The organism is Synechococcus sp. F70.1 (assembly GCF_047502745.1).
GTDB lineage: Bacteria > Cyanobacteriota > Cyanobacteriia > Thermostichales > Thermostichaceae > Thermostichus.
The window spans coordinates 1-25,449 of record NZ_JANSJL010000060.1 but is presented as its reverse complement, the minus strand read 5'-3'; the positions used below and the strand labels follow the sequence as shown (position 1 = coordinate 25,449).

General features: G+C 59.3%; 27 protein-coding genes and 1 pseudogene. 19 read left to right on the top strand and 9 right to left on the bottom strand.

Annotation, left to right across the window (positions count from 1 at the left end):
• The first annotated feature begins 42 nt into the window (after positions 1-42).
• Genes NW860_RS06175 through NW860_RS06160 form a run of 4 tightly spaced genes read left to right on the top strand, consistent with a single transcriptional unit; the run spans position 43 to position 3,519 of the window.
• The gene (locus NW860_RS06175) at positions 43-681 is read left to right on the top strand and encodes a riboflavin synthase (RefSeq protein WP_414513085.1); all 639 of its coding nucleotides are present in this window, start codon (positions 43-45) and stop codon (positions 679-681) included.
• Positions 682-720: 39 nt separating this feature from the next.
• On the top strand, positions 721-1,290 hold the full coding sequence (locus tag NW860_RS06170) for a shikimate kinase (protein WP_414394124.1): 570 nt from the start codon (positions 721-723) through the stop codon (positions 1,288-1,290).
• Positions 1,291-1,345: 55 nt separating this feature from the next.
• Positions 1,346-2,875 carry a glycogen synthase GlgA gene (gene glgA, locus NW860_RS06165; RefSeq protein WP_414394126.1) on the top strand — a complete coding sequence of 510 codons (1,530 nt, stop codon included), beginning with the start codon at positions 1,346-1,348 and terminating at the stop codon, positions 2,873-2,875.
• Positions 2,876-2,919: 44 nt separating this feature from the next.
• Positions 2,920-3,519 (top strand): hypothetical protein, encoded by a 600-nt coding sequence (locus NW860_RS06160; RefSeq protein WP_414513082.1) that lies wholly within the window; start codon positions 2,920-2,922, stop codon positions 3,517-3,519.
• On the opposite strand, the gene rsmD is transcribed toward NW860_RS06160, so the two are convergent.
• The 4 genes from rsmD to NW860_RS06140 all read right to left on the bottom strand — a co-directional run bounded on the left by rsmD (position 3,516) and on the right by NW860_RS06140 (position 6,815).
• Positions 3,516-4,067 carry a 16S rRNA (guanine(966)-N(2))-methyltransferase RsmD gene (rsmD, locus tag NW860_RS06155; protein ID WP_414513080.1) on the bottom strand — a complete coding sequence of 184 codons (552 nt, stop codon included), beginning with the start codon at positions 4,065-4,067 and terminating at the stop codon, positions 3,516-3,518. The two genes, NW860_RS06160 and rsmD, sit on opposite strands and share 4 nt — an antisense overlap.
• Before the next feature lie 4 nt (positions 4,068-4,071).
• On the bottom strand, positions 4,072-4,962 hold the full coding sequence (locus tag NW860_RS06150; protein ID WP_414513078.1) for a Sll0314/Alr1548 family TPR repeat-containing protein: 891 nt from the start codon (positions 4,960-4,962) through the stop codon (positions 4,072-4,074).
• 36 nt (positions 4,963-4,998) lie between these two features.
• Positions 4,999-5,697, bottom strand: a complete 699-nt coding sequence (locus NW860_RS06145; RefSeq protein ID WP_414422650.1) for a HEAT repeat domain-containing protein — start codon at positions 5,695-5,697, stop codon at positions 4,999-5,001.
• A gap of 338 nt (positions 5,698-6,035) precedes the next feature.
• Positions 6,036-6,815 carry an RNA methyltransferase gene (locus tag NW860_RS06140; RefSeq protein ID WP_414394135.1) on the bottom strand — a complete coding sequence of 260 codons (780 nt, stop codon included), beginning with the start codon at positions 6,813-6,815 and terminating at the stop codon, positions 6,036-6,038.
• A 53-nt stretch (positions 6,816-6,868) separates the two neighbouring features.
• On the opposite strand from NW860_RS06140, the gene NW860_RS06135 reads away from it, so the two are divergent.
• From NW860_RS06135 to NW860_RS06110, 6 genes are all read left to right on the top strand, one after another.
• Positions 6,869-7,426: a hypothetical protein gene (locus tag NW860_RS06135; protein WP_414513075.1), complete on the top strand. Its 558-nt coding sequence runs from the start codon at positions 6,869-6,871 to the stop codon at positions 7,424-7,426.
• Positions 7,423-8,328: a UDP-3-O-acyl-N-acetylglucosamine deacetylase gene (gene lpxC, locus NW860_RS06130; RefSeq protein ID WP_414394139.1), complete on the top strand. Its 906-nt coding sequence runs from the start codon at positions 7,423-7,425 to the stop codon at positions 8,326-8,328. The genes NW860_RS06135 and lpxC overlap by 4 nt, the downstream gene beginning before the upstream one ends.
• A gap of 86 nt (positions 8,329-8,414) precedes the next feature.
• Complete coding sequence (fabZ, locus tag NW860_RS06125; RefSeq protein WP_414394140.1) at positions 8,415-8,915, top strand: 3-hydroxyacyl-ACP dehydratase FabZ; 501 nt, start codon at positions 8,415-8,417, stop codon at positions 8,913-8,915.
• A 38-nt stretch (positions 8,916-8,953) separates the two neighbouring features.
• Entirely contained in the window at positions 8,954-10,582 is a 1,629-nt protein-coding gene (locus NW860_RS06120) for a CocE/NonD family hydrolase (protein WP_414513072.1), read from the top strand.
• A 73-nt stretch (positions 10,583-10,655) separates the two neighbouring features.
• Complete coding sequence (locus tag NW860_RS06115; RefSeq protein WP_414411330.1) at positions 10,656-10,916, top strand: DUF6761 family protein; 261 nt, start codon at positions 10,656-10,658, stop codon at positions 10,914-10,916.
• Positions 10,917-11,106: 190 nt separating this feature from the next.
• Entirely contained in the window at positions 11,107-12,744 is a 1,638-nt protein-coding gene (locus NW860_RS06110) for a hypothetical protein (RefSeq protein ID WP_414513070.1), read from the top strand.
• A gap of 54 nt (positions 12,745-12,798) precedes the next feature.
• Here the strand turns inward: NW860_RS06110 and sufR are convergent, their stop codons facing one another.
• The gene (gene sufR, locus NW860_RS06105; RefSeq protein WP_414513068.1) at positions 12,799-13,524 is read right to left on the bottom strand and encodes an iron-sulfur cluster biosynthesis transcriptional regulator SufR; all 726 of its coding nucleotides are present in this window, start codon (positions 13,522-13,524) and stop codon (positions 12,799-12,801) included.
• Positions 13,525-13,655: 131 nt separating this feature from the next.
• On the opposite strand from sufR, the gene sufB reads away from it, so the two are divergent.
• The 6 genes from sufB (at position 13,656) to NW860_RS06075 (ending at position 19,824) form a co-directional block, all read left to right on the top strand.
• Positions 13,656-15,092: a Fe-S cluster assembly protein SufB gene (gene sufB / locus NW860_RS06100; RefSeq protein ID WP_414394152.1), complete on the top strand. Its 1,437-nt coding sequence runs from the start codon at positions 13,656-13,658 to the stop codon at positions 15,090-15,092.
• Positions 15,093-15,193: 101 nt separating this feature from the next.
• A complete protein-coding gene (gene sufC, locus NW860_RS06095) occupies positions 15,194-15,967 on the top strand; it encodes a Fe-S cluster assembly ATPase SufC (protein WP_414513066.1) in 774 nt (257 codons plus the stop codon).
• Entirely contained in the window at positions 15,964-17,271 is a 1,308-nt protein-coding gene (gene sufD / locus NW860_RS06090; RefSeq protein WP_414513064.1) for a Fe-S cluster assembly protein SufD, read from the top strand. Before sufC ends, sufD begins: the two co-directional genes overlap by 4 nt.
• A gap of 247 nt (positions 17,272-17,518) precedes the next feature.
• Positions 17,519-17,965: an AbrB family transcriptional regulator gene (locus NW860_RS06085; RefSeq protein ID WP_414513062.1), complete on the top strand. Its 447-nt coding sequence runs from the start codon at positions 17,519-17,521 to the stop codon at positions 17,963-17,965.
• 131 nt (positions 17,966-18,096) lie between these two features.
• Positions 18,097-19,482 carry a 1-acyl-sn-glycerol-3-phosphate acyltransferase gene (locus NW860_RS06080; protein ID WP_414513060.1) on the top strand — a complete coding sequence of 462 codons (1,386 nt, stop codon included), beginning with the start codon at positions 18,097-18,099 and terminating at the stop codon, positions 19,480-19,482.
• A 135-nt stretch (positions 19,483-19,617) separates the two neighbouring features.
• On the top strand, positions 19,618-19,824 hold the full coding sequence (locus tag NW860_RS06075; protein ID WP_414411323.1) for a hypothetical protein: 207 nt from the start codon (positions 19,618-19,620) through the stop codon (positions 19,822-19,824).
• On the opposite strand, the gene pyk is transcribed toward NW860_RS06075, so the two are convergent.
• Positions 19,821-21,662 carry a pyruvate kinase gene (gene pyk, locus NW860_RS06070; RefSeq protein ID WP_414513058.1) on the bottom strand — a complete coding sequence of 614 codons (1,842 nt, stop codon included), beginning with the start codon at positions 21,660-21,662 and terminating at the stop codon, positions 19,821-19,823. The two genes, NW860_RS06075 and pyk, sit on opposite strands and share 4 nt — an antisense overlap.
• Positions 21,663-21,832: 170 nt before the next feature.
• Between pyk and NW860_RS06065 the strand changes: the two genes are divergently transcribed.
• Positions 21,833-22,075, top strand: a complete 243-nt coding sequence (locus NW860_RS06065) for a hypothetical protein (protein WP_414351871.1) — start codon at positions 21,833-21,835, stop codon at positions 22,073-22,075.
• An 88-nt stretch (positions 22,076-22,163) separates the two neighbouring features.
• On the opposite strand, the gene NW860_RS06060 is transcribed toward NW860_RS06065, so the two are convergent.
• Positions 22,164-22,826, bottom strand: a complete 663-nt coding sequence (locus NW860_RS06060) for a hypothetical protein (protein ID WP_414513056.1) — start codon at positions 22,824-22,826, stop codon at positions 22,164-22,166.
• Positions 22,827-23,010: 184 nt separating this feature from the next.
• The gene (locus NW860_RS06055; RefSeq protein WP_414410289.1) at positions 23,011-23,787 is read right to left on the bottom strand and encodes an EfeM/EfeO family lipoprotein; all 777 of its coding nucleotides are present in this window, start codon (positions 23,785-23,787) and stop codon (positions 23,011-23,013) included.
• Positions 23,788-24,315: 528 nt separating this feature from the next.
• On the opposite strand from NW860_RS06055, the gene NW860_RS06050 reads away from it, so the two are divergent.
• On the top strand, positions 24,316-24,555 hold the full coding sequence (locus NW860_RS06050) for a hypothetical protein (protein WP_414513054.1): 240 nt from the start codon (positions 24,316-24,318) through the stop codon (positions 24,553-24,555).
• Between the two features lie 76 nt (positions 24,556-24,631).
• Positions 24,632-24,898: a hypothetical protein gene (locus NW860_RS06045; RefSeq protein WP_414513052.1), complete on the top strand. Its 267-nt coding sequence runs from the start codon at positions 24,632-24,634 to the stop codon at positions 24,896-24,898.
• Between the two features lie 7 nt (positions 24,899-24,905).
• Here NW860_RS06045 and NW860_RS06040 read toward each other — a convergent pair.
• A pseudogene (locus NW860_RS06040) lies at positions 24,906-25,220 on the bottom strand (pyruvate kinase); the annotation flags it as partial.
• Between the last annotated feature and the right edge of the window lie 229 nt (positions 25,221-25,449).

Below are 25,449 nucleotides of genomic sequence, written 5' to 3'. Positions count from 1 at the left end.
GATCAGGCCAAGGCTTAGCAAGCAGGCCAAGGAAGCCGAAGCATGTTTACGGGTCTAGTGCGCAGTTTGGGTACAGCTCAGTTGATCTCGTCTTCGCAGGTACGGGTTACCTGCCCAAAGCTGCAGCCGCAGTTAGCCTGTGGGGATAGCGTGGCGGTGGATGGCCTCTGCCTGACAGTGGTAGAGATCCTGCCCGATGGCTTTTTGGCAGATGTCTCGCCGGAAACCCTGCGCCGCTCGACCTGGGGCTGCGGATCCCCAGGGCCACGCCCAGTCAACCTGGAACCGGCGCTGCGGGTGGGGGACAAGTTAGGGGGGCATTTCGTCAGCGGCCATATCGACGGGGTGGGGCACCTCTGCGAACAAGCAGCCACCGGCAACGCCTGGGAGCTGAGCTTTGAGGTGCCGGCGGCCATCGGCCGCTACATCGTGCCCAAGGGCAGTGTGGCGGTGAACGGCGTCAGCCTGACCATTGCCGAGATCCGCCAAGGGGGATGTTGGTTTAAGGTGGCGGTGATCCCGCACACCTACCGCCAGACCAACCTTTCCCTGCTGCAAGTAGGGGATCCGGTAAACGTGGAGGCAGATCTCCTGGGCAAATATGTGGAAAAATTCTTGGGCCTGGCCCCGCCGGAGAGCAGCCTCTCCCTGGAGTTTCTAGCCGAGCACGGCTACGTCTAATCCCAGCCGTTCGCGTAGCGGGACGGAGTCCTTGCCCCCATGATCCCTCCCCAAGAAGCCGAACGCCTGCGCGGCGTCACTGTCTATTTGATTGGCATGATGGGCAGCGGCAAGTCCACCCTGGGAGCTGAGCTGGCAGCCCAGTTGCGCCGTCCCTTCTTTGATACCGATGCTCTGGTGGAGCAGGTAGCCGGCTGTTCGATTGCCCAGATCTTTGCCGAGCAGGGAGAAGCCCACTTCCGGGAGCTGGAGACCCAGGTGTTGGCGCAACTGAGCGGCTACACTCGCCTGGTTATTGCCACCGGCGGCGGCATTGTGCTGCGGCCCAAAAATTGGAGCTACCTGCACCACGGCCTCACCGTCTGGCTGGATGTGGCCCCTGAGCTCATTTGGCAGCGGCTGAGCCGGGATCCTGGCCAACGCCCCCTCCTGCAAACTCCCGATCCCCAGGCTGCTCTGCAGAGGCTCATGCGGGAACGAGAACCCTTCTACGCCCAGGCTGATGTGCGGGTGCCCATCCAGTCAGAAACCAGCCTGTCCCAGCTGGTCCAGCAGGTCTGGCAGGCCATTTGCGCCCGCCTGCGAGAGCAGCCGCCCTGCAACCCGTAGCAAAACCCCCAAAAATAGGAGGGGGAGGGTCTGGTATTGCAGCAGGGAGGGCAGGGTGGTACAGGCCAGGATTTTGTTTGCAGCAGCGGAAGCAGCGCCCTTGGCAAAGGTGGGGGGGATGGGGGATGTGGTGGGATCCCTGCCCGTCGTTTTGCGCAAGCTGGGGCAGGACGTGCGCATCATCATGCCCCTGTACGGATTTTTGTGGGACCAATTTGGCCCAGAGCCGGGGCAATACCCCCGCTCCAAAGACCCCATTTGGTCGAAGCAGGTCATGGGCCAGGTGGCCGATATCTACGAAAGCGTTTTACCCGGCACCGATGTCCCCCTTTACCTGGTCAGCCACTACTGCTTTGCCCCCCACCGCATCTACGACGGCGAGGACGAGTTTTGGCGCTTTACGTTTTTTGCCAATGCCGTGGCCGAATTTGCCTGGACCTATTACCCCTGGAGGCCCAACATCATCCACTGCCACGATTGGCACACCGGCATGATCCCGGCCTGGATGCACCAGGCTCCCGATATCGGCACCGTCTTTACCATTCACAACCTGGCCTATCAGGGACCGTGGCGCTGGCAACTGGAACGCATGACCTGGCTGCCCTGGTATTTTTCCGCCCACAACACTATGGCCGCCGGGATCCTCTACGCCGACCAGGTAACCACCGTTTCGCCCACCTACGCCCTGGAGATCCGCACCAGTCTCTATGGAGAAGGCCTCCAGGATCTGCTGGCTTGGAAAGGAGAACGCCTGTGGGGGATCTTAAACGGAATCGACACCGAGAAGTTCGATCCCCGCACGGATCCCCATCTAGCCGCCAACTTCAGCATCGACGACCTCAGCGGTCGAGCGGTGAACAAGGCCGTGCTGCAGACCCGCCTGGGTTTGACCGTCAACCCCGACGTCTTTCTCATGGGCATGGTGACCCGTTTGGTGGAACAAAAGGGGATTGACTTGGTCATTCAAACCGTGGAGCGCTTTCTGGCCTACAGTGACTCGCAATTTGTCTTGCTGGGCAGCGGCGAAGCCCACTACGAAGAGCGGCTCCGGGAAATGGCCCAGCGGCACCCAGGCCGAATGTCCTATCAGCAGGGCTATCAGCCGCAACTGGCCCAGTTAATCTATGGGGGAGCAGATGTTTTCTTAATGCCCAGCCGCTTTGAGCCCTGCGGCATTAGCCAGATGATTGCCATGCGCTACGGCTGTGTGCCCATTGTCCGCCGTACAGGGGGACTGGTGGATACGGTCAGCCACCATATTCCCAGCAAAGGGATCGGCACCGGCTACTGCTTTGACCGCTACGAGGCTCTGGACTTCTACACTTGTCTAGCGCGGGCTTGGGAGGCGTTTCAGCACAAGGAGACTTGGCAAGCGCTGCAAAAGCGAGGCATGGCCAGCGATTTCAGTTGGCACCGCTCGGCTTTGCAGTACCTGCGCCTGTACGAGCGGATTATGAACTTGCCCCTGCTGCCAGAAAAAGTTCCCTCCCAGGCTCAACCGGCTTCCCCGCCGTCTGAACAGTTGCCTCCTCAGCAACCGCTAGGGGAGGGGATCCCTGAGCTGCAGCAAAGCCCCGCGGAGTGAGGTAGAGTGGAACGGGTTAGCAAGGTTTTGAGGGTTACTTGCCAATGTTTCGACGGCCTCCTGCTGGTGGTCGAGCTGCTGCTCGTGGCCTTGCCTTCCTGCCCCGTTCTTGGGTACAGCTGGCCTTTGGCTTGTTGCTTGGCCTAGTGCTGGGTGTCGGTTCAGGTCTTTGGGCTACGGCTCAAGAAGTGCCCGCCCGCCAGCAGCTTATTCCCAATCCCCAGCAGTTTCGGGCCCTAGAACAACCCAGCAGCGCTCTCAGCGCGTTGCGAGCTGAACAGTTGGCTGCTGAGGCCAACGCTGCCATTCAGGCCCAAAACTACGACCGAGCCATCGAGCTCCTGCAGCAGGTGTTTAACGCCTACAACCAGCGCTCCAACTACCACCAGGATCTCTCCCGCGCTTTTGCTGGGATCCAAAACCGCATCTCCGAAGAGCAGCGGGAGCTGGCCCGCGTTGCCGCCCAGGCTCGGGATCAGGCCGCCTACGACCTGGCCGTGGTCTATCGGGCTGCCGGGCGCCCTGAGGAGGCCGTGGGCTGGTTGATCCAGGTCATCAAAAGCCAAACCCCAACCCGGGAGCTAGGCACCCAGGCCTACCAGCAGCTGCTGGAAATTGGCTTTGTTAGCACTCCTTTTCCCTAGGGCTTTTCTTCCAGATTGCGGTAGAAAGCCAGCGCCGTTTGCCCATAAGCCCGCTGGTCGACGCGCAGCAGGGATCCCACCTGCTCTGGCAGCTTTTGGCCGCTGCGATGCTCGACAATCAAGGTTCCACCTGGCTTGAGCAAGGGCGGGATCAGCGGCAGAAGCGGGGCGTACAGACCGGCGTCATGGGGGGGATCAAGATAGACGTAATCGAAAGGATCCAAACCCAGGCCGCGGCTGAGCAGCTTGCGGGCATCCCCCTGAATCACCTGGAAAGATTGTCCCGGCTGAGCTACCTTTGCCCAGTTGGCCTGGATGAGGCGACAGGCCGGCGCAGCGATCTCAATGCCGGCCACAAAGGCTGCCCCATGGCACAAGGCTTCTGCCCCTACCGTGCCGGCTCCACAGCAGAGATCCAGCCAGCGACAGCCCTTCACCTGCCCTCGCAAGATGTTGAACAGGGCTTGCCTCACCCGCCCAGGCGTGGGCCGAGTTCCCCGGCCAGCAGGGGTTTGCAGCGTCCGTTTGCCACTGATGCGCAGGCCCATCGGTTTAGGGAGAGGGAGTCGGTGTAGGCAACTGGACAGTCAGCCCACTGCGCTGGGCGGCGCGATCCCGCTCCATCTGGATCTGCTCCACCAAGGCTTTCGGCAACTGGCTAGAGGCCTGCAAAGCCTGGTCGAAAAGGGGAACCGCCTCCCGGTCTTGACCCTTGGCAACCAGGATTTGCGCCTTGAGGTAGTAAAGTTCGGGGTTGTTGCAGGAAACCGCAATTGCCCGATCCACCGCCGCCAGCGCTTCGTCATAGCGCTGCATATCCCGGTAGGCCAGCGCTTGGCCACGGTAGGACAAATACTCAGGCGCTGCTAGGCGAAATTGGTTCAAAGCCTTCTCCCGATAGGTTAGCAGCAAGTCGATATAGCCGTTGAGAAGATTGAGCTCCGGGTCGCTGCTGTCTACTGCCTGGGCGGCGCGAATGGACGCAAACAATTGGTTGAGAGTGGGCAACGCCTTAGGCAAGCCGAGCACTACCCCTTCCCGCACCACAATGTTGGCCGCTTCCAACCCATAGCCCACGCCCTCGTACAGGTTGCCCCGCAAGGGATCCGTCTTCTTCAGCTCGGCAGCCACCTGGCGGGTTTGGGTGGCTAACTGGGCAAAAGCATCCAGATCCCCCTCCTGGTAGGCCAGCGCCGCCAGCAGGGCGTAGACCATCGGCTCCTGGGGAGAAGCTTGTCTAGCCTTCTCTAGCTTCTCCCGGCTCTGCGTGTAGCGGCCTGCGCAGAAGAACTCCTCAAAGGCACTAGCCACCTCTGGCTTGATGGGGCGGGCATTGGCCCCACTGCGGAAGGGATCCTGCGCCCAAACCGGCCCAGCCGCTGCCCATACCCAACACAGGATCCCTACCAGCTTGCTTACTCTGCTAAACCTGCGGCTTTTCATCCCCACGCCCGGGTCAATGCCAGTTTGACCTGCTTTTTACCGCAGCAGTTGGGCAATGGAGGCAATGGCTGCCTCCTGGACCAGCTCATCCGTCTCATGGGCCAGGAGCTCGTGCAAAGGCTGAAGGGCGCGCGGATCCCCAATCTGACCAAGGGCACGAGCTGCCGCCTCCCGCACTGCCGGCTCCCTATCCGCAAGCTTGGTCAGCAAAGCCGGCACCGCCTCAACCGCCCGCATCTGCCCTAGACGGTAGATTGTTTGCACTTGGGCCTCCAGAGGAGTTGCCGCCAAGCTAGGCTCGTATCCAGAACCCTGATCTACCGGGGCAATAGCCGAGAGAGCCTGCAGAGCCTCCAGGGCACGATACCGCTCCACCCCGTTCAGGTGCGGCAGTTGAGCCAACAGGTTGTCAAAAGCCTGCTGCACCGGATCGGCAGCTGACGCCTGCTCAACGATGCGGGCAAGGTTTTGGTTGGCCTGCAGCTGTTGCCAAGACTGGAACAGGGTTAGGCCGGCAACCACCAAGGCAGCATCGGCCAAAATCGCCAGCAGCGCCAGGCCACCCCAGATTTTGCTGCGACGGCTGAGCTTGCGGATCTGCTTATCTACGTAGACAAAAGCCTGGTGCTGCCGCTCCCAAAAATCGGGGGCTACCTGCAGGGTTTGGGCGCTGAGATCAGGGGACAGAAGGTTTTCCTCACGGGCCACCTCCAAGCTTTGCAGCCTCTGGTTCAACCGAGAAAAGTGCCTTGTCCAGAGCCACGTAAACATTGGATCCCACCCTCTCTCCGATCCTGCCACTAGAAGCAAGCCCGCCTGACACGGCAAGCTAGAGACCCTGCTCGCATCCCGTGTCAGGAAAAGTTTGCCGCCTTCCCCCTGCCGACGGGAGAACCTAAGCGCCAGGATAACAAAAGCTTCTGCCCCTCACCAGCCAGTCTTTGCAAGTTGCAACCCTGGCGGTTCAGGATGCTAGCGAATGGTCTGGGGTTGGGGCTGCGTACGGCTTTGCAACCGGGAGGAGCCGCCAGAGTGTACTGCCTGCCCGCCCCTACGGGATCCAAACCCCCGCATTAATCGTCTTGGGGGAGGTTTCGACGCCAGGCCGTTTGGCTCCATTGCAGTTGTCGCAAGATCCCGCGCAGCAGGGCCACCTCGGACACGGTCAAGCCGGCGCGGTGAAAGAGGGCGCGCAGCTTGAGCATCTTGCGGCGGGCCGTGTGGGGATACAGGTAGCCAATTTGCAATAGCAGCGCCTCCAGCTGGCCAAAAAAGCCCTCCAGCAATTCGAAGGGAGCTGGCTTGGAGAGGCCAGGGCTAGGCGGAAGCGGCGGATCTGGGCAAAGGAGGGTGCGCAGCTCGTAGCAGCAGATGCCCACCGCCTGAGCCAGGTTGAGGGAAGGGTAGGCCGGATCGGTGGGGATCTGGATTTGGCGATGGCAGAGGGCCAGCTCTTCGTTGCTCAAGCCCTGATCTTCAGGGCCAAACACCAAAGCCACAGGACCGGCGGCCAGTAGCTCGGGAAAGGCTTGGCGGGGAGATTGAACTTGCCACTCGGGGGGGTAGGGCTCGCGGCGGCCTGCAGTCCCGAAGACCTGGACACATCCCTGGAGGGCCTCCGCCAGAGTTGGCACTTGCCGGGCTTGGCGGAGCAAGTCGGCGCCATGCACAGCCATGGTAACTGCTTCGGGATCAAGGGGATCGCAGCGGGGATCCACCAAGACCCACTGTCGCAGACCCATGTTTTTCATCACGCGGGCAATGGCGCCCAGGTTGCGCGGCCCCACTGGTCGCACTAGGACAATCCGCACCTGGGCCAATTGCTCCTGAACCCTGGGGGAGGGTGTCTGCATCGCCTGGGGTTACGGATAGAGTAGAGGAACTAGATCCTGCCACAACTAGCCCTATGGGATCTGCTTACCGCTGCTGGCTAGGCCTGCTGTGTTTTGTGCTGCTGGGGCTTTGCTGGGGATCGGCGGCGCTGGCTGCGCAGGAAAGACTGTCCTCCACCTTAGAGCCGGCCCAGGGGGTTTCTCTAGCGGAGGCGCGACAGCGGTTGGAAACCATTGCCGAGGCGATGCGCTCAATTCGCCTTTGCAACCGCCCCAATTGCCGCTACCGCGATATTTCCGTCGAGGTACATCCCATAGCAGGAGCCGAGCCCCCGGAGTACGAGGGCAGGATCGACGCCACTATCGACCGTCCCTCTGGCAGCTTTGACAGGGCCCGCTACCGGCTGCGATTCCAGGGAGGGCGTTGGCAGTTGCTGGGAGGCGAAGAGGTGTCCGATGTCTCCTCCTTCTTCTTCGAGGGAGATAGCTACGAGGTGTTCAGCGCCTACGGCACTCGCAGTCGCAAAGCCAGATTGGCAGACGCCAGCAGCAGCCTGCGCGTGGGCTACCGGGAGCTGTACTACCGGGTTTTCGACCAGGGCCAAGAGCGTCTTGCGGCAGGAGCCCCATGAGAAGTCAACAGCGCACCTTGGCCAGCTCTATTTCCCTAGAAGGCGTCGGCCTGCACACCGGCCTGCCGGTCCGCTGCAGTCTCCACCCGGCCCCCGCTGGCAGCGGTCGGGTCTTCGTGCGGGTGGATCAGCCGGGCTCCCCTCCTATCCCTGCCCAGGTGGGATCCCTAGCTCCTGCTGCCCTCTGCACCCGCCTGCAGCAGGGATCTGCTCAGGTGCAGACGGTGGAACACCTCCTAGCTGCCCTTTACGTTCTGGGCATCGACAACTGCCGCATTGAGGTAGAAGGGCCAGAGCTGCCGATCCTCGATGGCTCGGCCCTGCCCTTTGTGGAGGCCATTGTCCAGGCCGGGATCTTGGCCCAGGAGCAACCCGCCCTGGTGGGCGTGGTTCAAGAGCCGGTTACCGTCTGGGCAGGGGAGGCTTTTGTCAGTGCCCTGCCCCACCCCGAGGCCCGCTTTACCTATGGCATCGAGTTTGCCGACTCTCCCATTGGCCAACAGTGGCTAAGCTGGAGGGAAGATAGGCCGGATTTTGTCTGCTCCATCGCAGCGGCGCGTACTTTTTCCCGCCAGCAAGATGCGGAGCTAGCCCGCCAACAGGGGCTAATCCAAGGGGGCAGCCTGGAAAACGCCATTGTCTGTACTGCAACCGCGTGGCTGGGACCCCTGCGCTACCCCGATGAGCCGGTGCGCCATAAGCTGATAGATTTACTAGGAGATCTCAGCCTGTTGGGCTGCCGCCTCCAGGGGCACATTGTAGCCTACAAGGCGGGGCATGCTCTGCACCACCGTCTGGCCAAACAGTTGCTAAGGAGCGGATCCCTCCAGATTCAAGCGGAGGCAACACCAGAAAGGGATCCTGGCTGCCACGGCAAGCTGGCCTCTCTCCTGCAGTCTTGACAGGATGCACTGCCCGCTACCGTGGGACTAGGCCATCTCCCCTCTAGGCTTTGAGGTTTGTCTTCCAGCTCTTTTTTGGGTTTGCCATGTCCTCCGACGTCTGTCCTCCTCCCCCTCTCTCGGCTGAAGCAGCGGCTCAGTTGGCAGCTGCTCCCCCCGTTTTCACTACAGACCAAATCCTGGAGATTCTGCCCCACCGCTATCCCTTTTTGCTGGTGGACCGCGTGGTGGAGTATCTCCCAGGGCAACGGGCAGTGGGCCTCAAAAACGTCACCTTCAATGAGCCTTTTTTCCAGGGACATTTTCCCAACCGCCCCATTATGCCCGGTGTCCTCATTGTTGAGGCCATGGCTCAGGTGGGAGGGATCGTCCTGACCAAGCTGCCGGATGCAGCCGGGCGCCTAGCTCTTTTTGCCGGCATCGATGGGGTACGCTTTCGCCGCCCCGTCCTGCCTGGAGATCAACTGCTGCTGTCAGCTGACCTGCTCACCATCCGGCAAAAGCGCATCGGCAAGATGTTCTGCCGGGCTCAGGTGGGGGGGCAATTGGTTACTGAAGGCGAGCTGATGTTTTCCTTGGTGGACTGAGTAACCTGTAGGAAAGCCTCACCGCGCCCCTCCAAACCATGCTGCCTGTACGTCCCCGGGAAACGGTTTCCATGTTAACCCGCGATGGGATCCAGCTGGACGCGGATATCTATCGCCCCGAGGGGGAAGGGAGCTATCCGGTTTTGCTCATGCGGCAGCCCTATGGCCGGGCCATTGCTTCGACAGTGGTGTACGCCCATCCGCGCTGGTACGCAGCCCATGGCTATATTGTGGTCATCCAGGATGTGCGTGGGCGAGGCACTTCCAAAGGCTCCTTCTACCCCTTCCGCCACGAAGTTGAAGATGGGTTCGACGCCGTCAGCTGGGCGGCTGCTTTGCCAGGGAGCAACGGCGTGGTGGGTATGTACGGCTTTTCTTACCAGGGCATGACCCAGCTGTATGCCGCCTCCGCCCGTCCCAGCGCTTTGAAAACCATCTGCCCGGCAATGCTGCCCTACGACCTTTACGCGGATGCCGCCTACCCTGGGGGAGCCTTTGCCTTCTACAACAACCTCAGTTGGGCCCTGCAACTGGAAGCCGAGGGAGCACGCCGGCGGGGAGATGCCAGTGCCTATCAGGCCCTCTTCAAGGCGTCGCGCAACCTGCCCCTCCACGACCCTATCCCCCTCAAGCCGGGCGTGCTGCAGCAATATGCGCCCCAGTCTTATTACTTCGACTGGCTGGATCACAGCGAGCCGGACGACTACTGGCGCCAGCTCTCCCCTCGGCTGGAGGCGGTGGACCTGCCAATGCTGCACATTGCCGGCTGGTTTGACAGCTACCTGAGTGGCAGCCTACGCCTCTACAAGGAGATGAGTGCCCGCAGCCAAAACCCCCAATACCTGGTTGTCGGGCCGTGGGCCCACCTCCCTTGGGGGCGCAGGGTGGGAGCGCTGGATTTTGGCCCTGAGGCCGTCAGCCCCATCGATCGGCTGCAGGTGCGCTGGTTTGACCAATTCCTCAAAGGCAAGGACACAGGGATCCTCCAAGAGCCGCCGGTGCGCCTGTTCGAGATGGGCTCCAACCGCTGGCGCACCCTTGAGGCCTGGCCCAACCCTGAGCCAAAAGCTCTTTACCTGCACAGCACTGGCCTAGCTGCCCTTTCCGAACTCGAGGGATCCCTCCGCCCGGAGCCCCCGCCGAGGCAGCAGTCGGATACTTTTGTTCACGATCCCTGGCGACCGGTACCGGCCCTGGGGGGTCACCTGGTTTACCCTGCCGGACCCCAAGAGCGCTCCGCTGTCGACTGCCGCACCGATGTTCTTACCTACACCACTCCCCCTCTAGAAACCGACCTCCTCCTGGCGGGGGACATCACGGCAGAGCTCTACGTCGAGGCGGACAGCCCCAGCTTTGATCTCTGCGCCGTGCTCTCGGTGGTGAGGCCGGATGGCCAGGTGTATAACTTTTCCCAGGGCTACCGCCGTCTGCGGGATCCCCAGCCCAATGTCCCCATTGGGATCCCCTGTCAGCCCACCTGTATCCGCATTCCCCGTGGCCACGCTCTACGCCTTAGCCTAAGCGCAGCCTGTTTCCCTGCCTACCCCGTTAACCCAGGTACAGGCCAGCGGGAGGAGCGGCACATGGAAGGCCGCATTCTCACCCTGACTCTTCACAGCGGCGGCAACACGCCTTCGCGGTTAATCTTGCCCGTTCTTGAGGAATAGTGCGGCTTTGCAATCTCTGCTTAACAAACGAAAATCAAACGCTAGGATGAGACCAGGTGGGCAAAAGAGCGCCATGTTGCAGGACCCAAAGCTAATCCGGCACTATCAAGCTCTAACCGATGCGCTGGTGGACAGTTGGCATCGCGGCTATCAGCGCATTGACGAGCTACGGCTGCTGGTGGACGGCTACCTGCTGGCCTTGCGAACTGGCAAGCAATTAGAGCCCTTTGAGATCTACCGCCTCGAAGATGAGGTCAACCGCTTCCTCTACGATCCCTCCAACTTCAAGGAGCCGGAACTGGAGCCGGAGACGGAGAGAACGCGGGGTTACTAACTTATCGACCAGTGGGCTGAGACCAGTCCTATGGCAGTCTGGGATACCCTGGCCACTTCCCGACGCCCGACTCTATTGGGATCTGGCCTCGGCCTGGGAATAGCCCTGACCCTCTGGTACGGGGCGTTTGGCTACCACGTACTGCAAATTGGGATCTGGCTGCTGAGCATTTTGCTGGTGGGGCTGGTATGTGGCCCAGTTTCCCCCGGCTCAGCCTCCTTGGGAGCCGACGCGGCTGCGCTGGCGCCAGGAGCTGCTGCACCTGGGGCTGTTGGCGTTGGTTTTTGCTCCCCTCTACCTCTACGACCTGGCCAACATCCCTTTTCAAATCAACACCGACGAGATTGTCATCACCTCCATGGCTCGTCGGGCTTCCGGGGTGCGCTACCCCGATCTCTTCGGGCTGATGCCAGAGTACTTCTATTTCCCCCGCTTTATGTTTAGCCTCTTTGGCGGCCTGACGCGGCTGATGGGAGGAGTCACCCTGGTCAATGTGCGCACGGTGCATGCCGCCTTTGGGGTGATTACTATTCTGGTAGCCTACGGGTTTTTTCGGTCGTTCTGGAACTCCCGGCTGGCCTTGGCAGGAGCGGCCCTTCTGGGATCCAACCACGCCTTGTTAGGCATTAGCCGCATGGCCATGCGGGAAAACCTGATTGTGCTGGTGGAGTGTGCAGCTCTGGCCTTGATCTTAAAGGGCATGCGGGAAAAAAATCCCCTGCTTTTGTATTTGGGGGGAGGGGCAGCGGCCTTCTCCCTCTACGGCTATTTGCCAGGGCGCGTGGTGATCCTGTTGGGACTCCTGTTTGGCGTTCTGTACTTGCTCTTGGGGCGGGAGGATCTGCAGGCCAACCCCGTTTGGACCCTAGCCAAGCTGACAGTGCCGGCAGCGCTGGGATTTTTTCTGGTGGCCGCGCCCATTCTGGTAGCCACCGCCACTGCCCCCCCAGAAAGCGCCGAGTATGCCCGCCAGCAATTTCTCTTTTTCCCCGAGGGGCGGGCGCTGCAGCAAATGTGGGTGAACGCGGCTACGCCGGCAGAGGGGGTGTGGCGCAACATCCGCAATGGCCTGAGCATGTTCAACGACCCCAGCCAGCACGACCGGGGCTATATCTATCCCAACTACGGCCATGCCTTTGTGGATCCCTTGACAGGGATCTTGATTTGGCTAGGGCTGGGATCTGGGCTCTACCGCGTCCTCAGGGGGCGCAGCCAGCCCCACGACTGGCTCTGTATTGGCAGTTTCCTGCTTCTTTACCTGCTCTTTAGCCTGGCTATCACCAAAGCCCCCAACTATACCCGCCTGCTCGTGATCCTGCCCTTTGTAGCCTACCTAACCCTGGAAGGGATCCAGACGCTGGCCGCTCCCCTGAAACGTTGGGGATCCACCGTAACAGCAGTAGCGATGGCGGGCACCGTCCTCCTCATTGGAGGCTGGAACTTGGCCATTTGGGGCGACTTTGTCCACAAGGGCTCGACGCAGGGCAACGATGTGGGAGCCACCGGGCGTTACGTGGCCGCTCGACAGAGGGATCCCAACCACCGCTTCTATTTGGCTGCTAGCGCCGCCTACCCCTATTTCAGTTGGGGAGAGCCTGCCTACTGGCAAAGTTGGATTCAATTTTTTGCCGGGCAAGAACAAGAGGTGAAGGTTTTTCCCCCCGAGACGTTGCTTAGCCAAGACCTAGAGCCGCCGTTTACCCTGTTTATGAACGAGGGGGTATGGGAGCAGCAAGGGGCAGCGCTGCGGCGGCGCTTTCCCAAGGGGCAGTTGCATCGGATTCCAGCAGAGCGAGGGCTGTGGGCCTTTGAGGTGGCGGATCCTTAAGACTATGGCTGCTCTTGCCTGTCTTCTGAAGGCGTCACCTTCTCGGGGCTGGGCCTAGGAAGGGATCCCTGCAGAGGAGCCTGGCTTGGCAATCCAGTAGCCGCACTGGTGCTCCCCGTTAACTTGCCAGCTGAGGCGCTCCACCCGACAATCGGGCAGAGCGGCGGCAAACATCTCCAGCTCATGGCCGCAGACGCTGGGAAAACGCTGGGCAATCTGGGCAATGGCGCAATGGTGCTCCACCAGGACGTACTGCTCGACATACTGCTCAGAGCCTTCTGCTGGCCTGGGGGCAGCCAGGTGGTTGGGATAGGGGTAGTACTCGGCCATGTAGCCTTCTGCCTGGCGCAACTGTACCAGGCGCTCTAGCCGCTCGGCCAGGGATCCGGATCCCATCTGGGCTTGGTACTCCTGGGCTTTGCGTTGCCACTGCTGCTGGAGCAGGGATCCCATCTGTTCGGCTCCCAAGGTTTCGGCCAGCGTGTTGAGTAGGCCCAGGGCAAACTCGTCGTAGCGGGCAGGGAACTGCGCTTCCCCCTGGGGGCTAAGCTGATAGAAGTGCTGGGGACGGCCAAGGCCGCTGGGTTGAGCGACATGGCGGATCAGTCCCTCCGCCTCCAGATCCTTGAGGTGGCGGCGAGTGGCCTGGGGAGAAATGCCCAAGTGCTCTGCTAGGGTTTGGGCAGTAGCCTGTCCTGCCTTGCGCAGGTAGATCAAAATAGCCTGCTTACTGGAAGTAGGCTGGGTAGCCTGGCCGGCGATCCTACGTGCTCGGTTCACCGTTGTCCTCCTGCCTATTTTGACAACGGGATCATTGCTAAAGTAACTTGAGGATTAGTTAAGCAACAACTATGTTGTTTTAGTTGGCCGTCTGTTCTTGCGCGCTTCTAATCCCTACTTGAGAGCCACCCATGTCTAAGAGCGTCCGCGCCCTGGTTAACCAGCCCTACAAGTACGGCTTTGTTACCGACATCCCTTCAGAATCCATCGGCAAGGGCCTAAACGAGGACATCATTCGCCAAATCTGGGCCAAGAAGGGGGAGCCGGACTTCATGCTGGAGTTCCGGCTGCGGGCCTACCGCCAGTGGCTGAAGATGAGCGAGCCCACTTGGCCAAACGTGACCTACCCCCCCATTGACTACCAAAACATCGTCTACTACTCGGCCCCCAAGGTGCGGGAGAAGAAGAAGAGCCTGGACGAAGTGGATCCGGTGCTGCTGGAGACTTTTGAAAAATTGGGGATCCCGCTGTCTGAACAGAAGCGACTGGCCAATGTAGCAGTGGACGCCATTTTCGACAGCGTCTCGGTGGCCACCACCTTCCGGGAGAAGCTGGCCAAGGAAGGGATCATCTTCTGCTCCATGTCGGAGGCGCTACGGGAGTATCCCGAGCTGGTGCGTAAGTACCTGGGTACGGTGGTGCCTATCGCCGACAACTACTACGCGGCGCTGAACTCGGCGGTATTTAGCGACGGCTCCTTTGTCTACGTGCCCAAGGGGGTGCGCTGCCCCATGGAGCTCTCGACCTATTTCCGTATCAACAACAGCGAGTCGGGCCAGTTCGAGCGCACCTTGATCATTGCCGACGAGGGATCCTACGTCAGCTACCTGGAGGGCTGCACGGCCCCCATGTTCGACACCAACCAACTGCACGCGGCGGTGGTGGAGCTGATTGCCCTGGACAACGCCGAAATCAAGTACTCGACGGTGCAAAACTGGTATGCCGGCGACGAAAACGGCAGGGGCGGCATCTACAACTTTGTTACCAAGCGCGGCCTCTGCCAGGGGGCCAACTCTAAGATCTCCTGGACGCAGGTGGAGACTGGCTCCGCCATCACCTGGAAGTATCCAAGCTGTGTGTTGGTGGGGGAAAACTCGGTGGGCGAGTTTTACTCAGTTGCCCTGACCAACCACTACCAGCAGGCCGATACCGGCACCAAGATGATCCACATAGGCCGCAACACCCGCAGCCGAATTATCTCCAAAGGGATCTCGGCGGGGCACTCCAGAAACAGCTACCGCGGCTTGGTGAAAATTGGGCCGAAGGCAGAGGGCGCCCGCAACTTTTCCCAGTGTGATTCGCTGCTGATTGGGGATCAGTGCAGCGCCAACACCTTCCCCTACATTGAAGTGCAAAACAACACCGCCAAAGTGGAGCACGAAGCCTCAACCTCTAAGATTGGAGAAGAGCAGTTGTTTTACTTTCAGTCGCGCGGCATCTCTGCAGAGGATGCTGTGTCTATGATCATCAGCGGCTTCTGCCGGGAGGTGTTTAACCAACTGCCCATGGAGTTTGCCGTCGAGGCAGATCGCTTGCTGAGCTTGAAGCTAGAGGGATCCGTTGGCTAGATCCCCAGCAAGCTGAATTGGCCATTGCCGGCTTACTTTAGCTAGCTGCGCGATCCCAGGGTGAACGCTCGTCCGGAGTTCATTCAAGAGCAACCGCTGAGATGATCCGAGAAAACAGCCCTGTCATTTTATCTGTCCGCGATCTCACCGCTGAGATCGACGGCACCCCTATCCTCAAGGGGGTAAACCTGGAAGTTCGGGCCGGCGAGATCCACGCCATCATGGGGCCAAATGGCTCTGGGAAAAGCACCTTCTCCAAGATCCTGGCCGGCCACCCGGACTACCGGGTAACCGGGGGTGAGATCCTCTATTTGGGCAAGGATCTCTTGGCCATGGAACCGGAGGAGCGGGCCTGGGCTGGGATCTTTTTGGCCTTTCAATACCCCATCGAGATTCCAGGGGTAAGCAACTTGGATTTTCTGCGGGCTGCCTACAACGCCCGGCAGAAATACCGGGATCAGCCGGAAATGGATCCCCTCGAGTTTGACGACTTCGTGCGCCAAAAGCTGGAGCTAGTCAAAATGGATCCGGCTTTTTTGGAGCGCTCCGTCAACGAGGGGTTTTCTGGCGGCGAGAAAAAGCGCAACGAGATTCTACAGATGGCCGTGCTGGAGCCGACCCTGGCCATTTTGGACGAGACGGACTCTGGCCTCGACATCGACGCGCTGCGCATCGTTGCCCAGGGCATCAACCAGCTGGCCGGCCCCGAGAAGGCCATACTCCTCATTACCCACTACCAGCGCCTGCTGGAGTATGTGACCCCTGACTATGTGCATGTGATGGAAGGGGGGCGCATTGTCCTTAGCGGGGACAAGAGCTTGGCGCTGGAGCTGGAAAAGCGGGGCTACGACTGGCTTAGGGAGGAGGTGGGATGAGCGCTGCGGTGCCCAAGTCGTCGGTTGGAGAAAGCGACGCTGCCAGTTTTGGCCGCTCCTTTCTGGAGCACATTCTTAGCCAAATCCCGGAGGTGGAGGACTCCCACGCCACTCTGCGACAGCAGGCCCGTGCCCAACTGGCGGAACTGGGGATCCCCACTCCGCGCGAAGAGGACTGGAAATACAGCGACCTCTCGCCGCTAGTGGCCCACGCCTTTCGCTTGGCCGGCCCTGGGGAGGGGGATGTGAACCGGGCCACTCTGGAGCCCTGGCTGTGGTCGGAAAGCCGCCACAGCTATGCCGTCTTTGTCAACGGCTACTTCGCTCCCCACCTTTCTGACTTGAGCGGCCTGCCGTCGGCGCTGCGCCTTGCTCCCCTCAGCCAGGCTGCCTCTGGAGGGTTGCAAACCATCGCCAAGGTCGATGTCTTCAGCGCCCTCAACACCGCCCACCTAGGCGGCGGGATCCAGATTGAGCTCTTGCCCCAGCAGGAGATCTTGCCGCCCTTGCATCTACTCTGGATAACCGTGGCCCCTGAAGGAGAGGCGGTTTTGGCCCAGCCCCGCTGCCTGCTGACTTTGCCAGCCTACAGCTCCCTCACCCTAATTGAAGACCACCTTTCCTGGGGCTCGGGGATCCCCTTCAGCAACGCGGTTACCGAGATTGCCTTGGAAGAAGGATCCCGCCTGCACCACATCCTCGTCCAGCGGCAGGGATCCCAGGCCTTTCACATCAACCAAACCGCCGTGCGCCAGGGCCGCTACAGCCACTACCGGCTGCAGGCCCTCCAGTGGGGATCCCAGTTTTCCCGCCACAACCTGGAGCTGGCCCAGGTGGAGCCCCAGGCCCACACCCACCTGCGGGGGCTGACCCTGTTGAAGGGATCCCAGCACAGCGACACCCACTCCCGCCTGCGGCATCAGGCCCCCCAGGGTAGTAGCCGCCAACTGCACAAGTGCATTGTCGACGAGACAGCCCGTGCCGTCTTCAGCGGGCGCATTCTGGTCAGCCGAGAAGCCCAACTGACCGACGCGGCCCAAACCAACCGCAACCTCCTCTTAAGCCCCAAGGCGCGAGTGGATACCCGGCCCCAACTGGAGATCTTCGCCGACAACGTCAAATGCACCCACGGAGCCACCGTGGGCCAACTGGAGGCGGAAGAGATCTTCTACCTGCAAAGCCGCGGCATTCCCTTGGCCCAAGCCCGCCAACTGCTCACCTATGCCTTTGCCGCCGAGATCCTAGAGGGGATCCCTGTAGCTCAGCTTCCCTCCCTAGTAGCCCAGCAGTTGGCGCCCGGCTAATTTCCGGAAAAGATGAGCACTTGCCGCTAGCTGAGGCCTTCTTCTAGCCGTCTTGCCAAGCCATTTGGGCAAAACAAATCCCCTCTCTCTGCTGCTTTATCCAGAGCCAGAACACCCATTGAACGCCCAATTGAGAAGAGCCTTTCTCCCCTAGAGTAAACACGACCTGGAGCGGAGCTGCAAGCTTTTGGTTGCAGAAGTACTTCAGAAGGTTATGATCCTAGAGAGGGCTGTAGGGTATTAGAAAATGTTGGATATACCACCACAACCTCTAACCGGGAAGGCTCTCTTGCAGAAGATAGAGGCTTTGGGGCACCTTTCGCGCCGGGAAACGGCAAAGCGCTGTGGCTACGTAACCGTGACCAAGAACAACAAGCTCCGCGTCAACTTAAACGCTTTTTACGATGCGGTGCTGGCAGCAAAAGGTCTCAGCCTCGGCCCAAGTAGCCGTGAAAAGCGCGGTCGCGAGCCCTCCTTTCGCGTCAGCGTTCACAAAAATGGGCAGATCATCATCGGGTCTGCCTACACCAAGCAGATGAATCTCAAGCCTGGCGATGAGTTTGAGATCCACCTAGGCTACAAGCACATTCACCTCAAGCAGGTGTTAAACGGCCAGGTCATGGAAGACTCAGCCTCAGGAGAAGCTGCCCCCAAAAAGACGCGGGGCCGCCGGAAAAAAGCAGCAGGAGGTTGAAAACCTTCTGAGCAGAGGGACTCCAGTTGAGCAACTGTTGCAGCGGGGCTTTTTTGCCTCTTCGCCCTCTTTAAGAGGGGATCCAAAGCCTAGGTTCACCAAGCGCGCCAACCCTAGATTTGAGGATCCCTATGCCGCAGACGGTTCAACCTCCCCTCCAGTTTCTGCCGCCACGATTGACGCCTTGGGTGGTTCGTTTTGTCCAAACCGGCTTGCCTTTTTGGTTGCGCTGGACCAAAGGGATCCCGCGCGTCGAGGTGGAGGGAGGGGAGCGCTTGGCTCAGCTTTATCAGCAATTTGAAGCAGGCAAGATTCGCTTGTTGGTAGCCTTTCGCCACCCCACCCTCGATGACCCTCCCTGTCTGCTGTACCTGTTTGCTCACCTTTTGCCTCAGGTGGCCCGGCAACAGGGGATCTGGCTGCGGCAGCGGCCCCACGTCCTGTTTGTCTACGACCGCGGCCTGCCGCTGTGGCTGGGGGCCATTGCCAGTTGGGGCTTGCCCCGGCTGGGCGGGATCCCCATTCTGCGGGGCCGTCTGGATCGGGCAGGGCTGAAGAGTTCCCGCGAGCAGCTAGTCTCAGGCCCCTATCCGTTGGCCGTGGCACCCGAGGGAACCATCAACGGCATGAGTGGGCTGCTCAACCCCCTGGAACCGGGAGTGGCCCAGTTGAGCTTTTGGGCAGTGGAAGATCTGCTCAAGGCAGGTCGGCCAGAGGAAGTGCTGATCCTACCCGTGGGCCTCTGCTACCAGTACTTGAGGGATCCCCGGGCAGCCCTCGACAGGTTGCTCCGCCGCATGGAGGCCAACTGCCACCTGCCAACCGGGCGCTCAGCCCATGTCGGCAAAGAATCTCTCATGGCCCGCTTGCTCCGCTTGGCTGAACACCTCATTCAGACCCTGGAGAACTTTTACGAGCGCTTCTATGCCCCCACTTTGCCTGCGGCAACTTGGGCCAAGCGGGGAGAAGGAGGGGATCTGCGGACACGTCTGCAAAGCTTATTGGATCTGGCTTTGCGCGTGGCTGAGCAGCGCTTTGGCTTGCAACCTCAGGGAGACCTCATCGAGCGGCGACATCGCCTTGAGCAGGCAGGCTGGTCTTGGATCTACCGGGAAGATATTCCCGATGTTGCTGCCCTCTCTGCAGTAGAAAAAAGCCTAGCCAATCGCCTTGCCGCTGAAGCCACTTTCCACCTTTGGCACATGCGCTTGGTGGAGACCCTAATGGTATTTGCCGTCCGCCCTCTGCCTGAGCAGCCCAGCCCGGAGGAACTGGCCGAAACTGCCCTGCGGCTGTGGAACCTCCTGGCTTGGATCAAAGGCCAGAATCCCTTGGTCGCTCCTCCTCAGTTGGGGCCGCGGCTAGCCCGTTTCCGCATCGGGGATCCCCTCTCCGTCTCAGAGCGCTGGCCCACCTACCAGGCCAACCGCCGGCAGGCTATCCAAGCTCTGACCCAGGATCTGCAGGCAGCAATGGAGCGGCTACTGCCCTCTCCTGTGGCCATCCCTGCGGGCTAACCCAAGCGAGCGTCTAAGAAGTTTTTTTAAGGCATTCTGGACAAACAAGACAAATCTTGGCATTAGGAGAAGGGAAGCTTCTGGCTCTTGCGGTAGAAAGATAGCAAAAAGGATCAGAGGGGTTGGCCTTCGTCGATGTCTGAAGAGCTGCTCCGCGCCATTCGCAAACGCGACCTCGAGGCCGCTACACTGGCTGTCCAGCAGCTGCGTTCCCAATGGCATCTCAGTGAGGCAGCAATTACCTCGATGGTGATGGTGGCGGTGGAGCGGTTAGCCTGGGATGAAGGCGATCGGGCCGCCGCCAGGTGGCTGTTGCGCCGCTGCTCCCGACGACGGCGCTAGAAGCCTAAACCCTCGCTGCCGGCAGTAACCAGGCCTCTCTCCGCGTCCAAAGTAACAATAGCTCCGTCGCGGATGAGGCGCGTGGCATCTTTAACCCCCACCACCACCGGCACTCCCAGTCGCAGAGCAATTACGGCTGCGTGGGAGGAGACGCCGTCCTCTTCAGTAATGACTCCAGCCGCCTGCTTGATCGCCTCTACATAGCTAGCATCAGTGGCGCGGGCAACCAGGATATCGCCAGGGGTAATCTTGCTGGCCTCAAGGCCAGATCGGAGGATACGGGCAGGGCCGCTGACGGTGCCTTTGCCAAACCCTCTGCCTCTAGCCACCACCGCCTTCACCACTTCTACCTTGATAAGGTCAGTGGAGCCGGAAATGCCCGGCAGGGTGCCGGCAGTGAGCACCACCAAATCCCCGTCCTTGAGCAGGCCTTCTTCCTGGGCTACGTTAATGGCGGCTTGAAGGGTCTGGCGGCTGGTAGGCAAATCCAGAACCAACAGCGGGCGTACCCCCCACACCAACTGCAGCTGCCGCGCCACCTCCACATGGGGTGTTACGGCTAGGATGGGAGTGCGCGGGCGAAACCGCGAGACATTGCGGGCTGTGGCTCCGGTTTTGGTTAGGGTCATCACGGCTACCGCGTCCAGCTCCTCGGCAATTTCCCCCACGGCGCGGCTAATGGAATCGGCTATCAGGGCTTTGGGACGCAGCGAATTATCCTCGGCACAGCTACCCCTAGTCTGGCTCAACTCTTGCCGGGCAAGAGCGCGCAGGTGGTGGCGGCGATCCGCGTAGAGGGGATTAAAGTAGTCCTGTTCGATGCGCAGGGCAATGCGGGCCATGGTGGCCACCGCCTCGACAGGATACTTGCCCACCGCCGTCTCATTGGAGAGCATAACGGCATCGGTGCCGTCCAAAATGGCATTGGCTACATCCGAGATCTCAGCGCGGGTGGGGCGAGGGCTATGGGCCATGCTGTCCAGCATCTGGGTAGCGGTGATGACCGGGATCCCCAGGCAGTTGGCCATGGCGATGATCCGCTTCTGCAAGATCGGCACCTCTTCTGCCGGCAGCTCCACGCCCAGATCTCCCCGCGCCACCATCACCCCGTCGCTAAGAGCCAGGATCTGGGGCAGTTGCTGGATAGCCTCGTGTTTTTCAATCTTGACGATGATGGGAACTCGCTTGCCAGCGGCAGCCATCAGTTCCCGCAGCTCCAGGACATCCGAGGGATCGCGGACAAAGCTGAGGGCCACCCAGTCGACCCCTTGGTTGAGGCCGAAGTAGAGGTCTTCTTTGTCTTTTTCGGTAACGGCGCGGATGCTGAGGCGCACGCCGGGGAAGTTCACTCCCTTGTTGTCGGAGAGGGTGCCGCCGACAATGGTGCGGCAGAAGAGCTCGCCCGCTGCCGGATCCACCGCCTCCACGCGCATCTCCACTCGACCGTCATCCAGAAGGATGGTTGCTCCCTCCGGCACCTCTTGGGCCAGCCTGTCGTAGGTAACCCAACTGCGCTCCTGCGTTCCCAAAATGGGTTTGCTGGTGAGGACAAACGGATCCCCGCTCTTGAGGGTAATCGGGCCTTCGGCAAACTTGCCCAGGCGGATCTTGGGCCCCTGCAGGTCTTGCAAAATGGCAACCTGGATCCCCAGATCCATCGCCGTTTGGCGGATGAGGCGGATGTTGCGGCGGTGGAGATCGTGATCTCCATGGGAAAAGTTCAGGCGAAGGGTAGTTGCCCCTTGCAGGATCATTTCCCTGAGAATGGCTGGATCAGAGCTGGCGGGGCCGATGGTGGCAACAATTTTGGTGCGTCGAAAAGAATCCCTCAAATGCATGTCCACTGTTCCCAAGGGGGAGCAGCCCAGATCCTTACCCCATATAGGGATCTCTCTGATTACGATAACCCGTTATGTCTTTTTTGAGGCACCGCTTTTTTAAAATCCCCAGCGAGAGAGGATGGGAAAATAGGCAAAGCAGAGTGTAGAGATTCATCTGGAGTCGAGCGATGCCGGTTGCCCCCGAATACGCCTTCCCCTTCGAGCACCATCAGAAGTTCTCTCTGGATAACCCCACTATCTCCAGCCCAGGGGTTTCCAAGCGGGAATACATAGCCAGCAGAGTACTGCAGGGTATCGTGAGCAATCCCCAGACTCCCGTCGGCGATTTGTCTCCTGAGCAACGACAGGCTTTGGTCTATACGGCGGTGTTGTTGGCAGATGATTTGTTGGCGGCCCTCGGCGCTCAGTAGAGAGGTTCTTGAGATTGCAGCGCACCCTCTTGGGGTGAGGTTTAGGCCGAGGTTGACCGTTCGCGGCGGGGGGCCGTAGGCTCTGCTACTACATACGCCGCAGCCGTTGAGTCAACTCTTCCCCCAAGCGCATCCATTCTGCCATCCCTTCGGGACTCACCTGTCGGTCATTTTGCCAGAGAATGAGGTGGGCGCCAGCTCCTTCGGCGCAATAGTTGGGATGCTGCTCCCAAAAACCAAGGACGCCGGGATGAAAACGTAGCCGAACTTGGGCTTCATCCTGTCCTCGCAAGAGATAGCTCCGAGAAAACTTAGGGTGGCTCTCGAAATTGATATCTTGCATGCCAAAAGCTTTGGCGATGCCGTGGAAAAAGGCATTTTCGGGGTGCAGCCGAAAACGCGGCAGATGAAGATCCTCGTGATAGGCGTAGAAGACGGACTGGCGATAAGTTCTGGAACCCTCGCCACTGCTGCTGGTGTATTGGTAATCAAAAACGGTAATCTCAGTGCCATCGATCAGCCGCTTGGACATCGAATTATAGAAACGCCGCCCATGGCTTCGTTCAAACAGTCCAAAGCCTGCTTGCAACAAGCGAGATCGAATCCCTTCAGGCAACTGGGCAGAAAAGCGCATTCCTAGCTGTGCAGCTACCCGCTCCAGAGCTTCTCGACGTTTCTTTTCGTGGTAAAGGGCTAGAGCCAAGATCCCGGCAGCCAGAGCTAAAAACAGGATAAAAATAAGCCACTCCATACCGTCTCCCTCGGCTTAGCCACTGCAGTGCCTATCCCCACAATACCTGAGCGGATCCCCAAAAGGATCCCTGCCTTCTTCCGGCTCAGCCGACAAGCGGGGTTTCAGTCCCGTTTACCGGGATTATTTGATTGAGACTCATGTCCTATTGCCATCGTTGTGCATTGATAGACGTGCCCATGACTCACTTGCAACTCTCAGATGCTTCCGGTGGGTCGGGAATATTCAAAGCCACTTTTGCCTTGGCTAAAGCATCTCGATAGGCATAGGCGGCGGCGACAATTTTACCCCGCTGTTGGGCATTCACCGAACTGTAGGGTTTGGTTATGACTTTTCCCGGAATGGTAAATTCCATAATGGTTGCCATCGCATTTTTATAGGCTTGATCAACCTCCGCTACCAAGGCCGGGTCAAGTTTGGATTTGTAGGGTTCAAATTGACTTTGAATCCCAATCCAGTTGTGCTTGAAAATTAAAATGCTTTGATCTGACCAGGTTTCTTCTTCACCGGAAATTTTTTTGGAAGGAATCTCCTCCGCCAAAGCTAACATTCCGGCAAAATTTAGAGATGAATTGAAATTTTTGGGATCGTTGAGTTTGGCAATCAGAGATTTCACGCTATCCACCAATTTTTCAGCGTAGGGCACTGCCGCCGCCAAGTTATTGTCCCGATAGATAAGGGCTTCGATCCGGTGAATACTGCGATAATTTTCCGAAGTTTCCCCACCTTTAATGGCATAGGGGCGAGCATCAATAGCTTCATCTTCTTCGGGAAAACTAGCCGCATAAACTTCAATTTCTTCATAGGGAGGACGAGCCTCTACATAAGCTTGCCGGGCACGATTAATATCCCCACTTTTTAAGGCGACCAGGAGATTTTCCGCTAACTTAAGCTGTTCATCCGCCCTTTTTTGCAAGTAGGCTAACCCCTCCATAACCTGCTGGGCATAGGGGTCATTCATGGGAGAACTTTGAGTGACAGATTCAGAATTATTTGAAGTTGACGATTGAAAAAAAGAACAGCTTACCAACATCCAGCAGACTAATACACTAATCAGGAAAGCAGACAAATACCGACGCATAAACGACTCCTTTGGGGTAAATAAGGTTAACGGGGTTTACGAGTGGCAATGGCAAACTTTTCAGGCTTACCATGACCTGCTCAAATTGCTTGGAATATATTGATCAAAATTTCTGAAATCACTCCCTCCAGGCTGACAGTGAATCTGTAAAAAAACAACGCTCCCCAACCAAACTTAGGATAGAACAGTTAAGCAATGGGCAAGCTATGACTTTACCGGCGGCAAAGAACTCGCTAGGTTGCATTGCTCTTCAGCGTATACCTAAATGATAAATTCTGTCAACTAGCTGATCGTGGTTTTTTCGGTTGGCAGGGCTTGGTGAACCCCAACGAGTCTGGAGGGTATCCGGGTGAAGCCCCGAAAAACAGGATTTCGGGTGGGGAACCGCTGATTAGCCAGGGGGCGACGGTGGCGGGGGAAAATTTAGCCTATCGGGCTTTTGCCCTGGTGTATGAACGCTTGGGGCAGGCGGTGCCAGCGGTGACGTTAACCCTGGAATTGGAGGTGCCTTTGGCGCGGGGGTTGGGCAGTTCGGCGACGGCAATTGTGGCGGGTCTGCGGGCAGCGCACTATTTCCTGGGGGAACCGCTCCCGGCTTCCCAGGTGTTGGCTTGGGGGGTGGCGTTGGAGGGGCATCCCGATAATTAATGTGGTGCCTGCCTGGTGGGGGGGCTGTCGGTTGACCTGCGGGGAATGCGTTGCTGAGATTCCTTGGCATCCTGAAGTGACCCCCGTTTTGGCGATTCCTGAGTTTGCCTTATCTACGGCGGAGGCTCGAGCGGTGTTGCCGAGTCATGTCCCCTACCGGGATGCGGTGGCGAATCTGGGGGCGTTGGGGTGTTTGCTCCAGGGGTTGCAGCAGGGGTCGCCGGAATTGTTGCGGGCGGGGTTGCAAGACCGTTTGCATCAGCCCTACCGGCGGGGGTTGATTCCCGGTTATGACCTGGTGGAACGGGCGGCGCAGAGCCAGGGTTTTACCGGGATTATTTGATTGAGACTCCCAAGACAGGCTTACTGGTCAACACAAAGGGATCCCCAGCCTTGAGGGTAATCGGGCCTTCGGCAAACTTGCCCAGGCGGATCTTGGGCCCCTGCAGGTCTTGCAAAATGGCAACCTGGATCCCCAGATCCATCGCCGTTTGGCGGATGAGGCGGATGTTGCGGCGGTGGAGATCGTGATCTCCATGGGAAAAGTTCAGGCGAAGGGTAGTTGCCCCTTGCAGGATCATTTCCCTGAGAATGGCTGGATCAGAGCTGGCGGGGCCAAGGGTAGCCACAATCTTGGTGCGTCGAAAAGACTCGCTTAAGTGCATGGCAATCTTTTCCGGGGAGAGCAGATCAAGATTGTTCCCCCACGCAGGGATCTCCTTGATACGATAGCCCGTAGTGTCTTTTTTGAGACCTTGCTTTCTAAGATTCCCAGTCCAGGAAAATGGGCTGAGCGCAGCTTCAAGTTTGGGTTGGGAGTGAAGCCATGCCGATAGCTTCTGAATACGCCTTTCCCTTTGAGCACCACCAAAAGTTTTCCCTGGATAACCCCAC

Excerpts from the sequence above, each read along its gene's own strand:
- NW860_RS06175 (WP_414513085.1), top strand. The coding sequence starts at position 43 with ATGTTTACGGGTCTAGTGCGCAGTTTGGGTACAGCTCAGTTGATCTCG.
- NW860_RS06170 (WP_414394124.1), top strand. The coding sequence starts at position 721 with ATGATCCCTCCCCAAGAAGCCGAACGCCTGCGCGGCGTCACTGTCTAT.
- NW860_RS06160 (WP_414513082.1), top strand. The coding sequence starts at position 2,920 with ATGTTTCGACGGCCTCCTGCTGGTGGTCGAGCTGCTGCTCGTGGCCTT.
- rsmD (WP_414513080.1), bottom strand. The coding sequence starts at position 4,067 with ATGGGCCTGCGCATCAGTGGCAAACGGACGCTGCAAACCCCTGCTGGC.
- NW860_RS06150 (WP_414513078.1), bottom strand. The coding sequence starts at position 4,962 with ATGAAAAGCCGCAGGTTTAGCAGAGTAAGCAAGCTGGTAGGGATCCTG.
- NW860_RS06140 (WP_414394135.1), bottom strand. The coding sequence starts at position 6,815 with ATGCAGACACCCTCCCCCAGGGTTCAGGAGCAATTGGCCCAGGTGCGG.
- NW860_RS06135 (WP_414513075.1), top strand. The coding sequence starts at position 6,869 with ATGGGATCTGCTTACCGCTGCTGGCTAGGCCTGCTGTGTTTTGTGCTG.
- lpxC (WP_414394139.1), top strand. The coding sequence starts at position 7,423 with ATGAGAAGTCAACAGCGCACCTTGGCCAGCTCTATTTCCCTAGAAGGC.
- fabZ (WP_414394140.1), top strand. The coding sequence starts at position 8,415 with ATGTCCTCCGACGTCTGTCCTCCTCCCCCTCTCTCGGCTGAAGCAGCG.
- NW860_RS06120 (WP_414513072.1), top strand. The coding sequence starts at position 8,954 with ATGCTGCCTGTACGTCCCCGGGAAACGGTTTCCATGTTAACCCGCGAT.
- NW860_RS06115 (WP_414411330.1), top strand. The coding sequence starts at position 10,656 with ATGTTGCAGGACCCAAAGCTAATCCGGCACTATCAAGCTCTAACCGAT.
- sufB (WP_414394152.1), top strand. The coding sequence starts at position 13,656 with ATGTCTAAGAGCGTCCGCGCCCTGGTTAACCAGCCCTACAAGTACGGC.
- sufC (WP_414513066.1), top strand. The coding sequence starts at position 15,194 with ATGATCCGAGAAAACAGCCCTGTCATTTTATCTGTCCGCGATCTCACC.
- sufD (WP_414513064.1), top strand. The coding sequence starts at position 15,964 with ATGAGCGCTGCGGTGCCCAAGTCGTCGGTTGGAGAAAGCGACGCTGCC.
- NW860_RS06085 (WP_414513062.1), top strand. The coding sequence starts at position 17,519 with ATGTTGGATATACCACCACAACCTCTAACCGGGAAGGCTCTCTTGCAG.
- NW860_RS06080 (WP_414513060.1), top strand. The coding sequence starts at position 18,097 with ATGCCGCAGACGGTTCAACCTCCCCTCCAGTTTCTGCCGCCACGATTG.
- NW860_RS06075 (WP_414411323.1), top strand. The coding sequence starts at position 19,618 with ATGTCTGAAGAGCTGCTCCGCGCCATTCGCAAACGCGACCTCGAGGCC.
- pyk (WP_414513058.1), bottom strand. The coding sequence starts at position 21,662 with ATGCATTTGAGGGATTCTTTTCGACGCACCAAAATTGTTGCCACCATC.
- NW860_RS06065 (WP_414351871.1), top strand. The coding sequence starts at position 21,833 with ATGCCGGTTGCCCCCGAATACGCCTTCCCCTTCGAGCACCATCAGAAG.
- NW860_RS06060 (WP_414513056.1), bottom strand. The coding sequence starts at position 22,826 with ATGGAGTGGCTTATTTTTATCCTGTTTTTAGCTCTGGCTGCCGGGATC.
- NW860_RS06055 (WP_414410289.1), bottom strand. The coding sequence starts at position 23,787 with ATGAATGACCCCTATGCCCAGCAGGTTATGGAGGGGTTAGCCTACTTG.